20 protein-coding genes are annotated in these 19,368 nt (G+C 55.2%); 14 read left to right on the top strand and 6 right to left on the bottom strand.

The annotated features are described in order from the left end of the window. Positions 1 to 128 precede the first annotated feature (128 nt). The 4 genes from PGS25_RS11790 (at position 129) to PGS25_RS11775 (ending at position 4,523) form a co-directional block, all read left to right on the top strand. Positions 129 to 1,163 (top strand): LacI family DNA-binding transcriptional regulator, encoded by a 1,035-nt coding sequence (locus PGS25_RS11790; RefSeq protein ID WP_270418821.1) that lies wholly within the window; start codon positions 129 to 131, stop codon positions 1,161 to 1,163. A gap of 218 nt (positions 1,164 to 1,381) precedes the next feature. Continuing rightward, complete coding sequence (locus tag PGS25_RS11785; protein WP_270418820.1) at positions 1,382 to 2,389, top strand: Gfo/Idh/MocA family protein; 1,008 nt, start codon at positions 1,382 to 1,384, stop codon at positions 2,387 to 2,389. A 93-nt stretch (positions 2,390 to 2,482) separates the two neighbouring features. After that, complete coding sequence (locus tag PGS25_RS11780; RefSeq protein ID WP_270418819.1) at positions 2,483 to 3,427, top strand: sugar phosphate isomerase/epimerase family protein; 945 nt, start codon at positions 2,483 to 2,485, stop codon at positions 3,425 to 3,427. A 79-nt stretch (positions 3,428 to 3,506) separates the two neighbouring features. Continuing rightward, complete coding sequence (locus tag PGS25_RS11775; protein WP_270418818.1) at positions 3,507 to 4,523, top strand: sugar ABC transporter substrate-binding protein; 1,017 nt, start codon at positions 3,507 to 3,509, stop codon at positions 4,521 to 4,523. A 281-nt stretch (positions 4,524 to 4,804) separates the two neighbouring features. Here PGS25_RS11775 and PGS25_RS11770 read toward each other — a convergent pair whose 3' ends face one another. Beyond that, positions 4,805 to 5,335 carry a DUF5662 family protein gene (locus PGS25_RS11770; RefSeq protein WP_110435976.1) on the bottom strand — a complete coding sequence of 177 codons (531 nt, stop codon included), beginning with the start codon at positions 5,333 to 5,335 and terminating at the stop codon, positions 4,805 to 4,807. Positions 5,336 to 5,712: 377 nt separating this feature from the next. Between PGS25_RS11770 and PGS25_RS11765 the strand changes: the two genes are divergently transcribed. The 8 genes from PGS25_RS11765 (at position 5,713) to trmD (ending at position 14,539) form a co-directional block, all read left to right on the top strand. Continuing rightward, on the top strand, positions 5,713 to 7,137 hold the full coding sequence (locus tag PGS25_RS11765) for an extracellular solute-binding protein (protein WP_270418817.1): 1,425 nt from the start codon (positions 5,713 to 5,715) through the stop codon (positions 7,135 to 7,137). A 42-nt stretch (positions 7,138 to 7,179) separates the two neighbouring features. Then, positions 7,180 to 10,173, top strand: coding sequence for a GGDEF domain-containing protein (locus PGS25_RS11760; RefSeq protein ID WP_270418816.1), 2,994 nt, complete (start codon positions 7,180 to 7,182; stop codon positions 10,171 to 10,173). Between the two features lie 181 nt (positions 10,174 to 10,354). Then, the gene (gene ylxM, locus PGS25_RS11755; RefSeq protein ID WP_110435979.1) at positions 10,355 to 10,726 is read left to right on the top strand and encodes a YlxM family DNA-binding protein; all 372 of its coding nucleotides are present in this window, start codon (positions 10,355 to 10,357) and stop codon (positions 10,724 to 10,726) included. 1 nt (position 10,727) lies between these two features. Further along, positions 10,728 to 12,086, top strand: a complete 1,359-nt coding sequence (ffh, locus tag PGS25_RS11750) for a signal recognition particle protein (RefSeq protein WP_118480905.1) — start codon at positions 10,728 to 10,730, stop codon at positions 12,084 to 12,086. A 64-nt stretch (positions 12,087 to 12,150) separates the two neighbouring features. Beyond that, on the top strand, positions 12,151 to 12,393 hold the full coding sequence (gene rpsP / locus PGS25_RS11745; RefSeq protein ID WP_110435981.1) for a 30S ribosomal protein S16: 243 nt from the start codon (positions 12,151 to 12,153) through the stop codon (positions 12,391 to 12,393). A 14-nt stretch (positions 12,394 to 12,407) separates the two neighbouring features. After that, positions 12,408 to 12,638 carry a KH domain-containing protein gene (locus tag PGS25_RS11740; protein WP_110435982.1) on the top strand — a complete coding sequence of 77 codons (231 nt, stop codon included), beginning with the start codon at positions 12,408 to 12,410 and terminating at the stop codon, positions 12,636 to 12,638. A 663-nt stretch (positions 12,639 to 13,301) separates the two neighbouring features. Continuing rightward, positions 13,302 to 13,808 (top strand): ribosome maturation factor RimM, encoded by a 507-nt coding sequence (gene rimM / locus PGS25_RS11735; protein WP_116705292.1) that lies wholly within the window; start codon positions 13,302 to 13,304, stop codon positions 13,806 to 13,808. Then, the gene (gene trmD, locus PGS25_RS11730; RefSeq protein WP_118480907.1) at positions 13,805 to 14,539 is read left to right on the top strand and encodes a tRNA (guanosine(37)-N1)-methyltransferase TrmD; all 735 of its coding nucleotides are present in this window, start codon (positions 13,805 to 13,807) and stop codon (positions 14,537 to 14,539) included. The genes rimM and trmD overlap by 4 nt, the downstream gene beginning before the upstream one ends. 92 nt (positions 14,540 to 14,631) lie before the next feature. On the opposite strand, the gene PGS25_RS11725 is transcribed toward trmD, so the two are convergent. The 5 genes from PGS25_RS11725 to PGS25_RS11705 are packed head-to-tail and all read right to left on the bottom strand — an operon-like array spanning position 14,632 to position 17,277. Then, positions 14,632 to 15,081 carry a hypothetical protein gene (locus PGS25_RS11725; RefSeq protein WP_118761747.1) on the bottom strand — a complete coding sequence of 150 codons (450 nt, stop codon included), beginning with the start codon at positions 15,079 to 15,081 and terminating at the stop codon, positions 14,632 to 14,634. A 40-nt stretch (positions 15,082 to 15,121) separates the two neighbouring features. Then, on the bottom strand, positions 15,122 to 15,331 hold the full coding sequence (locus PGS25_RS11720) for a PspC domain-containing protein (RefSeq protein WP_110435986.1): 210 nt from the start codon (positions 15,329 to 15,331) through the stop codon (positions 15,122 to 15,124). 46 nt (positions 15,332 to 15,377) lie between these two features. Next, positions 15,378 to 16,307, bottom strand: a complete 930-nt coding sequence (locus tag PGS25_RS11715; protein ID WP_270418814.1) for a DUF4097 family beta strand repeat-containing protein — start codon at positions 16,305 to 16,307, stop codon at positions 15,378 to 15,380. Next, positions 16,304 to 16,963 carry a DUF1700 domain-containing protein gene (locus PGS25_RS11710; RefSeq protein ID WP_270418813.1) on the bottom strand — a complete coding sequence of 220 codons (660 nt, stop codon included), beginning with the start codon at positions 16,961 to 16,963 and terminating at the stop codon, positions 16,304 to 16,306. The genes PGS25_RS11715 and PGS25_RS11710 overlap by 4 nt, the downstream gene beginning before the upstream one ends. Then, on the bottom strand, positions 16,960 to 17,277 hold the full coding sequence (locus PGS25_RS11705; RefSeq protein ID WP_110435989.1) for a PadR family transcriptional regulator: 318 nt from the start codon (positions 17,275 to 17,277) through the stop codon (positions 16,960 to 16,962). Before PGS25_RS11705 ends, PGS25_RS11710 begins: the two co-directional genes overlap by 4 nt. 217 nt (positions 17,278 to 17,494) lie before the next feature. On the opposite strand from PGS25_RS11705, the gene PGS25_RS11700 reads away from it, so the two are divergent. Together PGS25_RS11700 and murI are read left to right on the top strand one after the other, a co-directional pair. Then, a complete protein-coding gene (locus PGS25_RS11700) occupies positions 17,495 to 18,565 on the top strand; it encodes a D-alanine--D-alanine ligase family protein (protein ID WP_270418812.1) in 1,071 nt (356 codons plus the stop codon). After that, the gene (murI, locus tag PGS25_RS11695) at positions 18,558 to 19,355 is read left to right on the top strand and encodes a glutamate racemase (protein WP_270418811.1); all 798 of its coding nucleotides are present in this window, start codon (positions 18,558 to 18,560) and stop codon (positions 19,353 to 19,355) included. The genes PGS25_RS11700 and murI overlap by 8 nt, the downstream gene beginning before the upstream one ends. Positions 19,356 to 19,368 lie beyond the last annotated feature (13 nt).

Below are 19,368 nucleotides of genomic sequence, written 5' to 3'. Positions count from 1 at the left end.
GACAGCTGCGTGCTTATCGCGCTACAATAACATCGTCAGATAACGAGGACGTACTCGTAAAATAACGAGGACGTACACGTTAACCAATAAAACACTGTTATGCCGATGAAAGTGAGGTGTTGTTCGGTATGGGAGTTACCATGAAGGAAATCGCCGAGCGTGCCGGCGTTCATCCGTCAACGGTCGATAAGGTCGTACATCACCGTGTAGGTGTCAGCGATGAGGTTCGCGCAAGAGTGCAGGCCATTATTAACGAGTTGGGCTATACGCCCAATCCGAGCGGCCGTGTGCTGCAGCGTCAAGGCAAGGTGTATCGTATTTCTGCCATTCTGGTGCAGGTGGATGCACTGCCGTACCTAAAAAAAGGTATCGAACGCGGTGTAAAAGAGCAGACAGGTTTCGATATTGAAGTCAGCTATGCAGTTACCGGGTTCCAGGAAGCCAAGAGGCAGAGCGATTATATCGACAAGGCCATCAACGAGCAGTCCGACGGCATCATCCTCAGTCCGATCAACGCAGATTGTGTGCGTCGAGCGATTAACCGGGCGGCTGATGCAGGTATTCCTGTTATCACCACCGATTCGGATATCGCCGGTTCGCGCCGTACCTGCTGTGTCAGCATTGACAGCGCAAGAGCCAGCCGCATTGCCGGTCGGCTGATGGGGCAGTTTCTGAACGGAAACGGCAAGATTGCCATCATTTCGAGTGCGATTGAGACAGAAAACAACAACTACTATGTGCAGATGCGTGAACAGGGATTTGCGGATTTTCTGAAAGTGGAGTATCCGCAGATTGAGATCGTATCGCGCGTGGAGAGCTTCGAAAATCCGCAGATTACCTATGAAAAAACGGTGCAGCTGTTAGCAGAACAGCCGAATCTGCGCGGAATTTACATTACCTGCGGCGGCGTAGCACAGGTCGGCAGAGCGCTGATCGAAACCGGTCGTGCGAACGATGTTCGTGTGCTTTGCTACGAGGATTATCCCGAAATCGTAGAGCTGATGCGACAGGGCGTTGTAGATTGGACACTCGGCGGTGAAAAAGACGAGCAGGGCGCGCTTCCGGTCAAGCTGATCATGGATCAGCTCGTATTCGGTAGAAAACCCGTGATCGACCGTATTTTTACCGACATCCGTATTCTGGTCAAGGAATGTTTTTCATAAAAATATTTGCGAATCCCGCAGATATTTTTTTGTAGAGATTTACGAGTACGTACTCGTAAATCGAAAAATCGGCTGATACAGCGATAAAAACATAAAATCCCGTCAAAAGATATTTGCTAAATAACAGCAGATATTTTTTATAGAGAATTACGAGTACGTACTCGTAAAGAAAAAATTGCATAAATGAGAAGAAATTACATACTTGAGGAGGAAATATCATGGAAGAACTGAAAATCGGTCTGGTAGGCACGGGCGCAATCGGCCGCACGCACATTGAGCGCATCAACAACACCCTGCAGGGTGCAAAGGTAGTCGGCTGCGCGGACGCAAATGTTGATTTCTGCAAGTCGGTTGCCGAGAAGTACGCCATCAAGGCTTGGGAGAGCGGCGAGGAGATGATCGCTTCGGACGAAATCGACGCCGTTGTTGTTACCACGCTCGATCCGTTCCACGAGCAGTACGTCATGGCGGCAATCAAGGCCGGCAAGTATGTATTCTGCGAAAAGCCGCTCGCACCCGAGGCGGATGCCTGCAAGCGCATCGTAGAGGCCGAGATGGCCGCCGGCAAGCAGCTGGTTCAGGTCGGCTTCATGCGCCGCTATGACCCGGGCTACAATCAGCTTAAGAAAGCTATCGATTCCGGCAAGTACGGCCTGCCGCTCATGCTGCACTGCGTACACCGCAACTATGACGCACCGGGCTTTACCACCTCTATGCCGGTTGAGAACTCCATGATCCACGAAATCGACGTTCTGCGCTGGCTGCTCGGTGAAAACTACAAGACTGCCGAGGTCGTATTCCCCAAGACCACCCGCAACGCGGAAGGCGAGCTGCGCGACCCGCAGATCATGTATCTGACCACCGAATCCGGCGTGCGCATTGATGTAGAATCCTTCGTAAACTGCCGCTACGGCTATGACGTCCGCTGCGAGGTCGTCTGCGAGGAGGGCTGCATCAACCTGCCCGAGCCGGCAAACGCCATGATCCGCACCAACGATTCCCGCGTAACGCCCATCTGCCACGACTGGTCCGAGCGCTTTCCGGAAGCATACAACATCGAATTCCAGTCCTGGATCAACGCTTGCAAGGAGGGCCGCGTAGACGGTCCGTCCGCGTGGGACGGCTATACCGCACAGGTAACTGCAAAGGCCGCTTCCAAGGCGCGTGACACGCAGACCGTTGTAGAGATTCACTACGACGAGATGCCGGACTTCTACAAAAAGTAACACCCAATTTTTCTCTTTCTCTTCTCTGGCGTGCCGCGGTGCACTGGATGCCGCGGCACCGGATAAGAAATCGTTTGGAAAGGACGAATAACTATGAGATTCTGCTTAAATACCGACTGTCTCGGCTACATGCCGTTTGAAGAAATGCTTGATACCGTTGCGGAACTCGGCTACGAGTCCATCGAAATCGCCTGCGGCAACTGGTCCAAAGCGCCGCATATTGACCTCGATGCCATGCTTGAGAGCGAGCAAACCCGCAAAAGCTTTATGGACGCTATCGCAAAGCGCGGACTGGTGCTTGAGGTGCTCAACTGCTCGGGCAACCAGCTTGCACCGAACGAGGAGGGCAAGCTGCATCAGGAGGTAGTCGAAAAGACCTTTAAGCTGGCAGGCCTGCTCGGTGTCAAGAAAATCGTTATGATGAGCGGCTGCCCGGGCGGTTCGGCGGAGGATCACACCCCGAACTGGATCGTAACGAGCTGGCCGCCGATTACCACCAAGATTCTCAACTGGCAGTGGGAAGAGGTACTTATCCCCTACTGGAAAAAGACGGTCGAGTTGGCAAAGGCCAACGGCATCGAGAAGATCGCACTGGAGAACCACGGCTGCCAGATGGTCTACAATCCGGAAACGCTCATTCGTCTGCGTGACGCAGTCGGCCCGATGGTCGGCATGAACCTCGATCCGAGCCATCTGATGTGGATGGGCGGCGATCCGGTCGCCGCAGTACATAAGCTGGGCGCGGACCGCATTTACCATGTACACGCCAAGGACGTTCGCATCGAACGCAACTATATCGGTCCGGACGGCGTACTCGACACTAAGACCATCGACCAGTTTGCAAAGCGCACATGGAACTATGTTGCACTCGGTCACGGCAATGATGTCAGTTGGTGGAAGGAATTCCTGTCCTGCCTGAGCATGGAGGGCTATGACGGCCCGATCAGTCAGGAGATGGAGGATCTGACCATGCCGGCACTGACCGGACTGAAAAAGTCCACCACCGTACTCAAGGAAGCAATGCCCTGCGATCTGTAAAAAGTAACGCTTCGGCGCTATTGAATAAAAAAGAGAGACCCCTGAAGAGAAAAACGAGAGGAAAGAAAGGACAATTATCATGAAAAAGAGACTGTTAGCGATGACTCTGGCAAGCGCACTGTGTGCAGGTATGCTGGCGGGCTGCTGCGGCGGCTCCTCTGCGAGCGATAACGGCGGTTCTTCCGCAGACAGCGGCAGCAGCGGTAACGCTTACAACATCTCGGTTATCGTAAAGCTGACCGACGGCCACTTCAACAAGGTTATGGCAGGTGCAAAGGCATACGCCGATGAGCACGACAACGTAAACGTAGATATCCAGTCTCCGACGTCGGCAACGTCTTACGATGAGCAGGTCAACATGATCGAGACCTCGCTCGGCAACCCGAGCATTGACGCGCTGGTACTGGCTCCGCTGCAGTCGAATTCTGCTTCCACGCTGGTTGCGAACACCGATAAGGTTGTAATCGCACTCGATACCGACTTTACCTCGGACAAGAAGCTCGCGTTTGTCGGCACCGGCAACAAGGACGCTGCCAAGAGCGGCGGCACGGCAGCCGTAGAAGCCGCCAAGGCGAACGGTGTTGACAAGCCGACTGTCCTTATCGTTACCGGTGTACAGGGCGACGAGACGCACGAAGCACGTCTGGCCGGCTACAAGGAAGGCGTTGAGGAAGCCGGCGGCGAGGTCATTGAGGTGCAGTACTGCGACGGTCTGGCTGAGAAGGCTGCAACCGCAATGGAATCCGTTATGCAGATGTATCCGGACGGCATTGATGTTGTTCTTTCCTCCAACGATGACATGGCAATGAGCGTTGTTAAGATCATCAAGGACTCCGGCAACGCCAAGTATGCTGACACCATCGTCTGCGGCTTTGACGGCAATACCTCCGCTATCTCCGCCATCAAGGACGGTACGCTCGGCATGGATATCGCCCAGCTCGGCTACGACATGGGCTATAAGGCAGTGGAAGCTGCGGTAAAGGCACTGGAAGGCGAGCAGGTTGACTCCTTCATCGACTCCGGCTCCAAGGTCGTTGACTCCACCAACTGCGATGAGTACATCGACGACATGAAGGCTAAGGGTCTGTGGGAGTAATTCGCAGACCGGCTGCACGCTGTTAAATCTCTTTTTCCTTTGGAAAAACGGTCGGGTCTGACGCTCCAACGTTCCCAATCGTACCGCCTCGGGACGGCGGTATTGCCCAAGGAAGATAATGCTGAAACACACAGCGCACGGAACGAAGGTTCTGTGCGCTGTTTCGGTTCTTTGCTTGCAAAGCGGACATCAACAAAAAGTATCCACAGCCTGTGGATACTTTTGCGGCCGCACATCATATTATAAAAAAGGAATCAGCCGGCCGGCTGATTCCTTTTTGCTCAATATCCCGTTTTAAGCAGTTTTCGTGCAGCCGCAAACGCTCTTTCCTCGCCCTCGTCGCGCAGAATACGCAGCAGGGATTCCAGTGCGGCGGCGGTATCCGGGTGGATGATATAGTGATCGACCGAGTGCGCATAGTAATCATACGGATCGCTGTCGCGGTAGGCAGCACCGCGATAGGTCTTGCTGGCGGCTACGCGGTCGCAGAACATCTCTATTACATATTGAATGGGCATTTTCATGCCGCACATACCGGAGCCGTCGGCGGCGTAGTCGATCCAGTACTCCAGATGATGCTTATTCCGGCCCTTATGATGCAGCCATGCTGCGCTGTAGCCCTTTTCGCGGCGTTCGATTTCGTTCGGGCTGCGGTTGCCCTGATAATATTTTGCACCGGCGGAAAACTCCACCGGACTGAACTTGCTCAAATCGTGCGTCAGTCCCTGCCAGTATAATCCAACGCGCCAGCAGTGCCGGAGAACCAGAAAACGATGGTGCTGCACCGTGCGCAGATGTGAAAGCCATTTCATGGCATGCGCCCTCCTTTTTTTCGGACTGATAGTATTCTACCATGCTGTGCGGAAAAAGAAAAGCAAAAAACAAGGTGCAAAGTGTGTCACAGGGAACTCGCGCTTTACGTTTTTTGCGCATTGTGATAAACTATAGCAGTTCAGACAGATACTGCAGCGGGTGCATGCATACAGCACACAAATACCATTATCAATTTCATTTGCCATGCGGCAGCATGCCCGCGTAAAATTTCCGCGCTCTTTCCGTGCGGTGCACGCTGCTTTAATTGTGCGGTGTTGCCTTATATGAATGGAAAAAGAAAAATTCCGTGCATATGGGAAAATACATAGAATCGGATGAATTTGTTTACATACTATCATGAGGAAAAGAGGAAACTATGAAGGCATACAAGCGGCTGATCGCCGGAACGGCGGCTGCGGTCATGCTGGCGCTGACATGCGGCGGCTGCGGTGCGGAAAAGGAGCCGGTGACGATCACAATCTGGAACTACTATAACGGTGAGCAGCTCGAAGCATTCAACCGGATGGTGCAGAATTTCAACGATACGGTCGGCAAAGAGCAGGGGATCACGGTGGAAAGCGCCAGTCAGGGCAGTGTAAATGATCTGGAGACTAACGTGCTGAACGCTGCAGAAGGCAAGGTCGGTGCGGAAGAACTGCCGAATATCTTTTCCGGCTATGCGGATACCGCCTATGCGCTCGATCAGCAGGGCATGGTCGTGGACCTGAATGACTACCTGACCGAAAGCGAGAAAAGCGAGTACATCGAAGGCTATCTCACCGAGGGCGACTTTGACGGTGATGGCAGCATCAAGATTTTCCCGACCGCAAAGGCTACCGAGGTGCTCTACCTGAACGATACCGACTGGCAGGCGTTTTCGCAGGCGACCGGCACGACCTATGACGATCTTGCGACGGTTGAGGGATTGACTGCAGCGGCCGAGAAATACTATAACTGGACGGACGCACAGACCGAGGCGCCGGATGATGGCCGTGCTCTGTTTGGCAGAGATGCGATGGCAAATTATCTGCTCATCGGTGCAAAGGAGCTTGGCTGCACGATTTTTGACGTACAGAACGGCAAAATGACGCTTGATTTTGATAAAAATGTTATCCGTAAGCTGTGGGACAACTACTATGTACCGTTTATCAAGGGCTATTTTGAGGCAACCGGCCATTTCCGCAGCGACGACATCAAAACCGGTACGATCCTGTCCTATGTCGGCTCCAGCTCGAGCGCGACCTTCTTTCCGGACAGTGTAATGACCAGTGATGACGACAGTCATTCGATTGAGCTGAAAGTGCTGCCGAATCCGCATTTTGCGGACTGTGAACCGGTTTCGGTGCAGCAGGGGGCGGGCATGGTTGTCACCAAGGGTGATGAGGTGGAGATCAAGGCGAGCGTAACCTTCCTCAAGTATTTCACTGCACCGGAGAACAACATTCAGTTCTCGATCAGCTCGGGTTATCTGCCGGTCACCCGGGAAGCGAATAAAGAAGAAATGCTGGCTGACAGCGAGGTTGCTATGACACCCGAGGTCAAGTCCGTTCTGCAGATGGCGGTCAAGACGGTAAACGAGAATAAGCTGTACACCACCCGTGCCTTCGAGGGCAGCAAGGACGCGCGCAAGGTGCTGGAATACGCGATGAGTGATCGTGCTGTGGCAGACCGCGACACGGTGGAGCAGCGCATTGCAGCCGGGCAGCGCGCGGAGCAGGCCGAGGCGGAATTCTTGACAGATGCATATTTTGACAGCTGGTATCGGGATACGCTGGCGCAGCTTCAGGCATACGAAGGATAAGAGAAACAGCTCGAGAGATCAGGTTTGAACAGGCGGTGCGGTATGAAGGCTCGCAGTAAGCCAACAGAAAAACGGGAAAGATCGGTCTTTTCCACTATATTTATATCGGTACTGGTCATTCTGGCGGTCGAGGTCACACTGCTGATCGGCTCCATCGCGGTAAGCCGCGTGCCACAGCAGCTGGACCGGAACGCGGAGGATATTTTAGCCAAACAGGTTGAGAACCGCAGCAGTTATCTGGAGGATTTTCTCGTGCAGGCGCAGAATCTCGGCGATATGCCGAATCGGATCAACGAGAAGACCGAAGCGCTGCTGACCTCCGGTCAAATCTCAAAGGATACGCTGGGACAGAGCAGCGCTTCGAGCGAGCCGCTGCTTGAAGCGATTGCGGATGATTTGGTGACGCAGCTGCGCAGCTCGTCGGTGACGGGCGTATTCGTGGTGCTCAATACATGCGATCTGGATGCTCGCAAGACCAATGGGCGTCTGCCGGGCATTTATCTGCGCGATCTGGACCCGGATGCGGCGGCTTCCGAGCGCAACGAGGATCTGATGCTGTCGTTTGCACCGGCAGGAATCGTGAAGTCCATGCGTATTACGACGGACTCCTGCTGGCAGCCCGCGCTGGACTATGAAGAGCTTGATGATTTTGTGTATCAGCCGTTCATGACCGCCTATCAGGACGGCGGCAAGCTGCTGATGGCGCAGTACGGCCGCTGGACGACCTCGCCGTATGTTTTGCCGGGAGACAAGCGGGAGGCAATCGCGTACGCGCAGCCGCTCATCCTGCCGGACGGCACGGTGTACGGCGTTGTCGGCGTGGAGCTGCTGTGCAGCTATCTGGAGGAGCAGCTGCCGCTGACCGAACTGCAGAATGACGGCACCGGCGCATACCTGCTCGCCGTAACGACTGATGAAAAGCAGGCCGACGGCATCCCGCTGCAGCTGGTGACGTTTTCTACGCAGGATCGTTCGCTGAAAAGCGCGCAGAGCATTGTCATGCAGGACAGCGGTGCTGCCGGCACCATTGTCGTCAATAAGACAAAATACTTCGCTTGTGCGGAACCGCTGACGCTGTACAACCGCAATGCACCATTTTCGGATGAGCACTGGCTGCTGCTCGGCATAGTGCCCAACAGCACGCTGTATAAAATCTCCAACGATATGCAGAGTCTGCTGCTGGTGGCAGTCGTGCTGACGCTGGCCGTCGGTCTGGTATGCAGTTATTTGGTCAGCCGCGGACTGGCGCATCCGATCCGGCAGCTGTCCGACGAGATAGCCGCTATACAGGATAAGAGAACGGAGATCCCAAAGCTCTCGCGCACCGGCATCCGCGAGTTAGACGGCTTTTCCACTGCAATCACCCAGCTCAGTCAGGATATTCTGGATACCTCCACGAAATTCCTGCGTATTATGGACATGGCAAGTATTGAACTCGGCGGCTATGAAATGCGTGAGGACAGCGATAAAGTATTCGTGACCGACAACTTTTTCTCCATGCTTGGCATGCAGGACATCGACCCGAATGATGTGACACGGGAGCAGTTTGAGATGCTGATGGAGAATCTGGTGCTGCAGAATGAGAGCTTCAGTCTGCAGGACGGCGGCTGTGTGTTCACCATTCCGCAAAAGGACGGCAGTGAGCGGTTTGTCATGCTGCGCATCACCTGCGAGGACGAGGTGCAGGTCGGTCTGGTCGAGGATGTGACTGCGACAACACTTGAGCGCCGCCGTATCGAGCATGAGCGCGATTACGATGTGCTGACCGGTCTGTACAACCGCCGTGCCTTTGATGCACAGGCGAAAAAACTGTTCCGTATGCCGGAAAAGCTGGGGCATGCTGCACTGCTGATGATGGATATGGATAACCTCAAGCATATCAACGACACGTTCGGCCATGACTGGGGCGACCGATATATCAATCTGGCGGGTCAGTGCTTCGCACAGACGCTGCCCCAGAATACCATTTGCGCCCGTATGTCGGGAGATGAATTCATTGTGCTGTTCTATGGTTACGATGAACGAGACGAAATCCGTCAGGTGCTGAACAGGCTTTCCGATGCAATGAAGGAGCGCACGGCGCTTCTGCCGAACGGCGACACCATGCGCATCAGCATTTCCGGCGGTATCGCGTGGTATCCGGAGAACGGCAGGGATCTGGCTACGCTCAAAAAGTATGCGGATTTTGCCATGTATCAGGTGAAGCATGAGTCCAAGGGCGAAATGGGTGAATTTGATATCGGTGCCTATAATCAGGAGGTCTACGCAGCACAGCTGCGCAGGGAATTCCTGCAGATGCTGCGTGAGAGCAGTGCAGGCTACCATTTTCAGCCGATCTTCTCAGCGCATACCGGCAGGGTAGAGGCGTATGAGGCGCTGCTGCGTGTGAAAATGCCGCTTCTGAGTTCGCCGCTGACCGTGATGAAGCTGGCGCGCGAGATGGACAAGCTGTACGAGGTTGAGCGGCTGACCGCCTTCAAGGCGGCATCCACGTTTGTGATGATGCAGAACAGGGGGCGACTGCATAGGAACACCAAGCTGTTTCTCAACTCGATTGCCAACAGCAGCCTGACGGATGAGGATGTTGCGGAATTCAAGGCGCAGTTTGCCGAGCTGCTGAATAATCTGGTTATCGAGATCACCGAGGAAGAGGAGATCGACCGCGAGGCGCTGGAGCGCAAGCGCAGGGCACTGGGCGATCAGGGCGCGTTCGCGCTGGATGACTGGGGCAGCGGTTACAGCAACAGCAACAGTCTGCTCGAGCTGTCGCCGGACTATATCAAGGTGGATATCACCATCATCTGCGATATCGACACCGATGCGGATAAGCAGCAGCTGGTCAAGGATATTGTGGAATACGCACACGGACGCGGCATGAAGATCGTTGCCGAGGGCATCGAAACCGAAGCCGAGCTGCGCAAGGTTATTGAGTTGGGCGTTGATCTGCTGCAGGGATATTTTCTGGCGAAGCCGGCGGCGTCTCCGAGTGAGATCGCGCCGCAGGCGCTGAGCGTGATTCGGTGGATGAATCGGTGAGCGGGTCGCTTGCAAAGCGGGAGAAGCTGCAGTTTCCATCCGCAATTCTCGATGGTTCAACCGGAACGAAAAAATCTTTACAATATGAAAAGTTTCCTCTTGACAAAAGAGCCGATATAGGATAGAATAAACACGTTCGATGTAAAGGCAAAACACTTTACACTTCGGAGGGAGGATCACCATGAAGGCAACACCGCTTGAAATGAGCCTGCTGTTTGACTTCTACGGAGAAACCCTCACCGAGAAGCAGCGCGAGTTGTTTGATCTGTATTACAATGAAGATCTTTCGCTTTCCGAGATCGCCGAGCACGCCGGCATCACCCGTCAGGGTGTGCGCGACAGCATCAAGCGAGCGGAGCACGCCCTTCATGAGATGGAGGACAAGCTCGGTCTGGTGGCCCGATACGGCGACACCGAGCGGTGCGCAGAGGAACTTCAGCACGAGGTTGAGCAGCTGCATGAATTGAACGCCGCACAACTGCACAGTGCCGAGGCGGACGAGATCGTTTCCCGCATGACGGCACTGCTCGAACAGCTCAGGCAGGAGGCTTAACATGGCATTTGAAGGGCTTACCGAAAAAATTTCATCTGCTTTTAAGCACCTGCGCAGCAAGGGAAGGCTGACCGAGTCCGATATCAAGGACGCAATGAAGGAAATCCGCATGGCACTGCTCGAGGCGGATGTCAACTTCAAGGTCGCAAAGGACTTCATCAAGACCGTTACCGAAAAGGCAACGGACGCGGAGATCCTCGAAAGCCTGTCTCCGACCCAGCAGGTCATCAAGATCGTAAATGAGGAGCTGGTTTCGCTCTTAGGCGGCCAGACTACTCGTTTGACCATATCACCGAACCCGCCCACCATCGTGATGATGGCCGGTCTGCAGGGCGCCGGCAAAACCACCAACTGCGCAAAGCTGGCCGCTCTGCTCCGCAAGCAGCAGCAGCGCCGACCGCTGCTCGTAGCCTGTGACGTTTACCGTCCGGCAGCTATCGAACAGTTAAAGGTAGTTGGCAAGCAGCTTAACATCCCCGTTTTTGACGAAGGTCAGGGCGATCCGGTCGAGATCGCAAAGCACGGCATCGACTTTGCCCGCAAGAACGGCTATGATCTGGTTTTCCTCGATACCGCAGGCCGCCTGCACATCGACGAAAAGCTGATGGATGAGCTGAAGAACATCAAAGCAACGGTCAAGCCCACCGAGATCATCCTCGTGGTGGACGCAATGACCGGTCAGGACGCTGTAACGGTCGCACAGACCTTTGACGAGGCCCTCGGTATCGACGGCGTGCTTATGTCCAAGATGGACGGCGACGCACGCGGCGGTGCAGCGCTTTCGGTCAAGGCTGTTACCGGCAAGCCGATCAAGTTCATCGGTACGGGCGAGAAGCTCGGCGATATCGAGCCGTTCCACCCGGACCGTATGGCAAGCCGCATCCTCGGCATGGGCGATGTGCTGACGCTGATCGAAAAGGCGCAGGAGTCCTTCGATCAGAAGCAGGCAGCCGAAACCGCCAAGAAGATGATGGCCGGCAAGCTGACGCTGACCGATTTTTACGATCAGCTGCAGAAAATGAAAAACATGGGCTCGATGGAGGAAATGCTCGGCATGCTGCCGGGTGTGGACGCAAAAGCCCTCGCCGGTGCAAAGATCGACGAAAAGCAGATGGCGCATACCGAAGCCATCATCCAGTCTATGACCCCGAAGGAGAGAGATAATCCCTCCATCATCAACTACTCCCGCAAGAAGCGCATTGCAAACGGCTGCGGATTGTCGGTCGAGCAGGTCAACAAGCTGCTCAAGCAGTTTGAGGCCATGCAGAAGATGACCAAGCAGCTTACCAGCATGGCACGCAGCAAGGGCAAAAAGCGCCGCGGCTTCCCGGGACTGGGCAGCTTCAAGCTGCCGTTTTAATCGCTATTCGTTTGTAAAGTAAATTTACAATAGATAAATTTCTATAACAGGAGGTGAAATTTCAATGGTAAAGATCAGACTGCGTCGCATGGGCGCTAAGAAGACTCCGTTCTACCGCATCGTTGTCGCTGATTCCCGTTACCCGCGTGACGGTCGTTTCATCGAGGAGATCGGCACTTACAATCCGCTGGCAGAGCCGGCTGTTGTCAACGTAAACGCTGACCGCGCTCAGGAGTGGATCAAGAACGGCGCTCAGCCGACCGATACCGTTCGCGGTATCCTGAAGAAGGCCGGTGTGCTGAATTGAGTGAGGTCGTCGAAATGAAAGAGTTACTGACTTATATAGTCGAAAATCTGGTTTCCGATCCGGCTGCGATTGCCATTACTGAGGAGATCGACGGCGATAACATCACCTACTCGCTGCGTGTAGCACCGGGAGATATGGGTCGCGTTATCGGTCGCCACGGCCGCATCGCAAAGGAAATCCGCACACTCATGAAAGCGGCAGGCAATCGCGAGAACAAGCGCGTCACAGTTGATATTCTCGACTGAGCCTGCGCGGATCGCGCCGAAGTGTTAATCACTTCAACTTGAATGAAGAGCCGGTGCCGTCAGGCGCTGGCTTTTTCCGAAAATCGCCGCAGCGCGGCGATTTTTTGTTTTATCTGCACCGATCCAGCGGGGTGTACGAACTGCGTAAGCGTGTTCGTCCCTAACGGGCGGGGTGTTTTTCGCTGAACCTCAGCGAGGAGTGGCGCCGCCTGCGGGCGGCGAGGACGCTGCGGCTGCGCGCCGCGGGCGCACAAGAGGGTAGACAACCTGCGGTTTTCCACCCTCTGATTTTCTCCCCTTTTCCCTTAGAGAGCACGGCGACAATCAGAGAACTGAGACTATCGGGGAACGGCAGAGGATTTTTCCTTCCGTGTCTTTCTCAACCGTTTTGCAGTGCCAGATACCGGACTGCTACACAGGCGGGTTCATTAGCGCTGGGTGCGGCATAACAGTGCCGCACAAACTCTTAACGTGTTGTGTTGGAAGGCACCTACGCAGTTCAGTGGTGGTGAATGCCTAAATTCGCAGGTGCCGTGCGTAGTAACGGGCTAAAGAATTGCGCGACCCGTCCGCAGACGGTGAAATCCCCGACAGATAAACGAATCACCATCAATCAAACATCGCAGAAATAAAAACGCTCACAGGCAGGAGGAAAGAACGAATATGCCGAAGAAATTTTTAGAGGCCGGCAAGATCGTCGGCACGCACGGCGTGCGCGGCGACCTGAAGGTGCAGAGCTGGTGCGACAGCCCTGAGGTGCTGTGTGACTTTGACACGCTCTATCTGGACGAAAAAACGCCTGTGACCGTCGAAAAGGCGCAGGTTCACAAGAATGTTGTGCTCATGCACATCAAGGGAATTGATACGGTCGAAGCCGCCGAGGCGATGCGCAACAAGGTGCTCCACCTCGACCGCGAGGACGTAGAGCTGCCCGAGGATCTCGTGTTCATTCAGGATATTCTGGGCTTCAAGGTGTTCGATCTGCGCGTTGACCGCGTAATCGGCCGCATCCGCGATGTGCTGACCAGTAATCCGGCGCATGATATGTACGAAATCGCCGGTGAGGACGGCCGCCTGATCTACATTCCGGCCATCAAGCCGTTCCTCAAGGAGATCGATATGGAAGCCGGCGTGATCTACGTTGAGAGCATCGAGGGCCTGATCGAATGAAAATCGACATTATGACGCTGTTTCCGGAGATGATCAACGCGGTTATGCGCGAAAGCATCATCGGACGCGCACAGGACAAGGGTGTTGTCGAGGTCAAGGCAACCAACATCCGCGATTATGCGCTTGACAAGCACCACAAGGCGGATGACGCGCCCTATGGCGGCGGACGCGGACAGGTCATGCTGGCTGAGCCGCTGTATCTGTGCCATCAGGCGCTGAGTGCCGGTGAGCATGTGCACACGGTGTTCCTCTCTGCACAGGGACAGCCGTTTAACCAGCAGAAAGCGCGTGAGCTGCTCGCAAAGGAGCACTTTATTCTGGTCTGCGGCCATTATGAGGGCATTGACCAGCGCTTTATTGACGAGTGCGTGGACGAGGAGATCTCCATCGGCGACTTTGTGCTGACCGGCGGGGAGATTCCTGCGATGGCTGTCGCGGACGCGGTATGCCGCATGGTGCCGGGCGTTCTGCCGGACGAGGAAGCGTTCACGGCGGAAAGCCACTGGGACGGTCTGCTCGAGCATCCGCAGTACACCCGCCCGGAAAACTGGCGCGGCAGAGAAGTGCCGGAGGTGCTGCTCTCCGGGCACCATGCCAATATTGAAGCATGGAGACGCGAAATGAGCCTGCGCCGCACGAAAAAGGATCGGCCCGACCTGTTTGCACGGTTTGAGCCGCAGAATAAGCGGGATAAAAAGATTCTCGATAAAATTCACAGCGATGAGCGGTAAAAAGAACCCTTCGGGGTTCTTTTTTGTTGTGCAAACGCGAAAAGAGAGCCTGCTTACACAGACTCTCTTTCCGGACAGCTCCAAAAGGAAAATTATGCGTTTGTATCATTGGACTGCTCGAGTGCGGCCTGTTCGTCCGCAAGAGCAGCTTCGCGCTTTTTCTCCAGACGCGAGCCGATAAAATAGCCGACAGCGGCCACAACGACCGCCCAGACGGTTGTGCTCGGGGATTTCGCCAGAATATCGCCCAGACCGGTACCCTGCATCTTCTCACTGAGAATACCGACCAGTCCGCACAGGATATAGCCGACAGCGGCGCCCAGACAGGTCAGCTGGAACACATGGCGCTTCATGCCGAAGATCTTCACATCGGCAGGATCAATATCTTCTTCTTCCTCTTCGGGTTCCGCGTCGAGGATGGCGGGTGCATTTTCATCCTGCGCAGCGGGCGGGGTATCTTCGGCTGCGGCAGGCAGGGTTTCCTGCTCCTGCACATCGGAAACCGCCTGTTCTTCGTCCAGCGGCTGCTGATTTTCGCTCATAGCGAGCACTTCCTCTCTTTTCCGGAGAAACGGCGATGGGTCACATCATATTGTTATTGCGCGTGCTCTCGGACGGAATGATGATCGCGGCGATGATATATGCCAGGATACCCGAACCGCCGAGAAAGCACACAAGCGCCCATGCCAGACGGATCAAAGTCGGGTCGAGATCAAAATATTCCGCGATGCCGGCACAGACACCGCACAGCATGCGGTTGGATTCACTGCGATACAATTTCTTGCCATTCATCGTAAAGTCTCCTTTTCTTTTATCATACGTTGTTTTGTGGATTTCGTCAAGTTACATCTTGACCCTGTGCATCTTGAGGAACAAGGCCGACCTCGTATTTGCTCAGCAGGTCGATGCGGCCGCTGCCGCCGACGGTCGCGTTCAGGTCGAGCGAGAAGTCGAGCCGATAGGACTTCGTTTCGGTATCATAGCGGTTGTCATACAGTGCCGTGCCGCTGCCGTCCTCGTTGAGCTGCACCAGAGAAGTGCCGTTCAGCGTGACCGGACCGCCGTTTGTATGCGCCTGTATATGGCACCGACTCAGATTGAATTCCAGCAGGGATGCCGAAATGTTTCCGGTGTTGGTGTAAAGGTTGATGTTCTGTGCATACAGCCCGTTGGTCGTCAGCGTGCCGTCCTGCGTGGAGAGCTTGATGCTGTCTGCGCTGAGGTTATCCTCGATGAACAGGTTTGCGGACTGCGTGCAGGCAATGTCTATCTCACGGAACGATGTGCTGTCCCGCGGGATAATGAGGGTGACAGTGCCGCTGTTCGCCCAGATGTTTGCTGTCCATTTGCCGTTTTGGGTAAAAGAACTGGTCGCAACGCTGTAATCGCCATCCAGCGTAAAGTCCGTGCCCGCGCCGGATACATACAGTATCTCAAAATCGCCGCCCTTGAGCGTCAGGTCGATGCTGGTGATATGGTCGAGCGACTGCTTGGGCAGGCTGTAACCTTCGATGGCATTCCGGCGGGTTTCGAGGTAATCCTGCACCCAGTCGGTGTCAAAATGGCTGTCATCATCTTCATCGGCGGTGACAATGTGGTCGCTGATGTTCACAAACTTATCGGAAAAATTTTGTGCGGCATCGCTGAACGGGTGCAGCGCACCATCGTAGTACACGCTGTAAAACTGTCCGCCGAGCACATGACCGACCGTTGTCAGTCCGAGTCCGAGCACCAGCACGGCAGTGCAGGCAATAATGAGCTTTTTCATACACTTCCACCTCCTGTACGGCGGCATCTGTTGCGAATCCAGTTAAACGGCGCACGCAGCACGGCGACAAAGGCGCGGAACACCGGCGGCACAAACAGAATGCTCAGCTTGATGGACAGCAGTCCGAGCAGGATACCGGCGGCAAAGGCAGCCAGTCCGTTGCCGAGTGTGACGAGCGCGTTCGCCGGTGTCGCCCACAGTGTGCAGGACAGCAGGGCAATCACGGCTCCGCCGCAAATCAGCGCAAGCGGAATGCCGTACAGAATGAGCAGTACAGCGAAAATCACCGCGAGCACGGTCACAACGATCGCCAGAAGCACGCCAAGCACGGTTGCACCTGCGCCAAACACGAGCGGCAATCCGATCGGGATAGCGAGCAGCACCAGCACAATCAGCAGCAGCGGACTGATACCGCGCCAGCGGCGCTTCTCTTTTATCGGCTGTGCATGCGGTACAGCGGTCAGTTCGCGGTAGTCCGCCAGAATCTGCGCGGCAACCTTTGCCGGCTCGCCGAGTTCCTCGATGGCCTTCGCCTCGTTTTCCGGGCCTGCGTCATCAAAATATTCTTCGTAATAGCGCAGAGCGTTCGCGCGTTCCTCCTCCGGCAAAACCGAAAGCGCACGCCGCAGCGCTGCCATGTAATCTGCTCTGTTCATTCGTTCACCCCTCCAAAAAAGATCGTGTCGATCCCGCTGCGGTAGTTCTGCCAGTCGATGCGGTGCTGCCGCAGAGCGGCTCTGCCGTGCTCGGTGATCTGGTAGTAGCGTCGGTTGCGGCCTGCATAGGCTTGATCGTAGGTGGTCAGGCAGCCGTCCTTCATCAGCCGCCGAAGTACCGGATACAGCGTAGATTCGGAAATATCCAGTACCTTTTGTACGTCCTGCGTGATACGGTAGCCGTAGGTGCTCTCTCGCTCGACTACGGCAAGCACGATGCCGTCCAGCAGGGAGGACGAGATGGGATAGGACATATGGAATCCTCCTCTCCTGTGTTTCTAATAATATTATATGAAATATAATATAGCCCGTCAACAGGTATATCAAAAATAACTATGAAGGAATTGTAAATTTTGTGGGATCAGTGCAGGAAAAACACTGTTTTCGCATTGTATTCGCCGGAAAGATAGCGTATAATGGTATCTGTATAAGTATGGGCAGAGGAAACGAACGAAAGGGCGAATCTGATAAATGAAACTGGCTGTATTATTCGGCGGTATTTCGAGTGAGCACGACATCTCGTGCCTGTCTGCCGCTTCTATTTTGCGAAACCTAAATAAAGATAAATATGAAATCTATCCAGTCGGCATCACCCGCAGCGGCGAGTGGTTCTACTGCCCGGACTGTGATCCGGACCGTGTAGAAAGCGGTGCGTGGGAGCGCATGACCGGCAAGGTAAAGGTCGTTCTCGCACCCGACCGCGGCATGCACGGCATGGTGCTGCTCCGTGAGGGAGAGATCGAGATTGTCCGTCTGGACTGCGTATTTCCGGTGCTGCACGGCGTTGGCGGCGAGGACGGCACGATGCAGGGTCTGCTCGAACTGGCCGGCATTCCGTACGTCGGCTGCGGCGTAGCTGCAAGCGCGAATACGATGGACAAGGCACTGACCAAAAAGGTCGTTGAGGGCACCGGCGTCCGTCAGGCGCGGTACTATCTGGCGCTGAGATATGACTTTGAGCGCAATGCCGAGGCAGTAATCGCCGCGGCTGCGGAAACGCTGGGCGCGTTCCCGGTATTCGTCAAGCCGTGCTCGCAGGGCTCGTCCGTGGGCGTTGCCAAGGCGAACAATCTGCTCGAGCTGGCCGAGGGCCTGACCGAAGCATTTAAGCTGGATACCAAGGTGCTCGTCGAGGAGTTCATCGACGGTCACGAGGTCGAGTGCGCTGTGCTCGGCAACCTTGAACCGCAGGCCTCCACGGTCGGCGAGATCGCTCCGACGCAGGAGTTCTACACCTTTGACGCCAAGTACAAGGACGAAAGCTCGCGTCTGTACATTCCGGCACATATCACCGAGGAGCAGCTTGCGACCGTCCGTCAGGACGCTGTCCGCGTTTACACCGCACTCGGCTGCCGCGGCCTGTCCCGCGTGGACTTTTTCGTAACGCACGACAGCGGCGAGGTCGTTTTCAACGAGCTGAACGCGATTCCGGGCTTTACCTCGATCAGCATGTACCCCAAGCTGTTTGACTACGAGGGCATCGGCTATGCCGAGCTGCTCGACCGCCTGATCTCTCTGGCACTGGAGGAGCACAATGGATAAGCGTGCGATTGGCGTATTTGACTCCGGCTTGGGCGGTCTGACCGCCGTGCGCCGTCTGCACGCCCTGATGCCGCAGGAAAATATCATCTATTTCGGCGATACCGGCCGTGTGCCGTACGGTACGCGCGGCCGCGATATCATCACTAAGTATGCCCGGCAGGATGTGGCGTTTCTGCGCCAGTTTGACCTGAAATCCATCATCATTGCCTGCAACACCGTGTCCGCTATCGCGCTTGACCTGCTTTCCGATGAGAACGACATCCCAATCATCGGCACGGTCGAGCCTGCCTGCCGCCGCGCCATGACCATGACGCAGACCGGCAGAGTCGGCGTGATCGGCACGGCGGCCACCATCCGTTCGGGTGCATACGAGAAGTATCTGCACAAAAAGGACGGCACGCTCGACCTGTTCACGCAGGCGTGCCCGCTGTTCGTGCCGCTGGTCGAGAACGGCCGCGTGCACCGCGGCGATGTGGTCATCGAAACGATCGTGAAGGAATATCTCACGCCGCTGAAGGACGCAGGTGTGGATACGCTGATTCTCGGCTGCACACATTATCCGCTGCTCGAGGAGGTCATCGGCGACTTTATGGGTCCGGATGTGACGCTCATTGACTCGGGCGCAGAGGCGGCAAACCTCGCTTCCACGCAGTTTGACCCGAACGAGGGCACGGGTACAACGCAGTATTTCGTTTCGGACGATCCGCAGGGCTTTGACCAGCTCGCCGAGCTGTTCCTGCAGGAAAAGGTCGATGTCGGTGCGGAGCTTGTAGATATTGCCCGCTATTAAGGAGCATAGAAAT

Origin of the sequence: Butyricicoccus sp. AM78-15b2TA (genome assembly GCF_027665985.1) — a bacterium.
Classification (GTDB): Bacteria; Bacillota; Clostridia; order Oscillospirales; family Butyricicoccaceae; genus Agathobaculum; species Agathobaculum butyriciproducens.
The sequence above is the reverse complement of the archived record's forward strand: the minus strand, read 5'-3'. Positions and strand labels throughout refer to the sequence as shown.